The organism is Campylobacter concisus (genome assembly GCF_002913865.1).
In the GTDB taxonomy this organism is placed as follows: domain Bacteria; phylum Campylobacterota; class Campylobacteria; order Campylobacterales; family Campylobacteraceae; genus Campylobacter_A; species Campylobacter_A concisus_AM.
This window is the reverse complement of sequence record NZ_POYX01000071.1, coordinates 1-907: the sequence shown is the minus strand read 5'-3', so window position 1 is coordinate 907 and position 907 is coordinate 1. Positions and strand designations below refer to the sequence as shown.

Annotated in this window: 1 protein-coding gene; it reads left to right on the top strand. The window is 39.1% G+C overall.

Translation table 11 applies throughout. The features are described from left to right. The first annotated feature begins 4 nt into the window (after positions 1–4). Entirely contained in the window at positions 5–712 is a 708-nt protein-coding gene (gene flgH / locus CYP77_RS04735) for a flagellar basal body L-ring protein FlgH (RefSeq protein WP_103567197.1), read from the top strand. The last annotated feature ends 195 nt before the right edge of the window (positions 713–907 follow it).

Below are 907 nucleotides of genomic sequence, written 5' to 3'. Positions count from 1 at the left end.
TTTTATGAACTATAAAAATATTTGGCTCGTCACATTTGCGGGCATTTTTTACATAGGTTGCACCCCAAGTGCAGATCCTCACATCAATATGAAACCTCCAGTTTATGTCGAGCAACTCCCTTCAAAAGATAGTGGTAGCGGTCAAAGCAACGCTGGCAGCCTCTTTGGCAAGGGCGACAACCCGCTATTTTCAGATAGAAAGGCGATGAATGTAAATGACATCGTAACTATCGTCATCTCTGAAAACGCAAGTCAAATTTCAAGTGGCAGCAAAAGCACCAACAAAGATAGCACCATTTCGCTTGGCGGCGGAGTATTTACCGCTGGAGCCGCGCCGCTCTCAACCGTGGCTGATAATCTAAACAAATACGGCGACATCGGCTTTAAAGCAGGTGGCGGCAATAAATTTACAGGTAGTGGCACGAGCAACAGAAGCGAGAAATTTACTGCGACCATCTCAGCTAGGATCATTAAAATCCTAAATAACGGCAACTACTTCATCGAGGGCAGCCGCGAACTACTTATAAACGGTGAAAAGCAGATCATGCAAGTAAGCGGCGTCATCAGGCCTTACGACATCTCACAAAACAACGAGATCGACTCAAAATACATAGCTGATGCCAAAATTTTGTATAAAACTGAGGGCGAGCTAGATAAATCAACCAAAAAACCTTGGGGCACAAGGCTTATGGAGGCCATCTGGCCATTTTAATGCAAATTTAAAAGCCTAAATTTAACCAGTTTGGGCTTTTGTAATTTTTACCTTAAATTTCACTCTTCTTAAAAATACTAAATTATTTTTAAAATTATTAAAAATTTAATTGATATTTACTTTCAGAAAAATAGAATTTTTGCCATATCATTTCTCAAAATAAGATAAATTCTCACTAAAAATTATTTTTTAGCA

What these genes read in the sequence shown, in the direction of transcription:
- flgH (WP_103567197.1), top strand. Translation starts at nt 5, where the DNA reads ATGAACTATAAAAATATTTGGCTCGTCACATTTGCGGGCATTTTTTAC.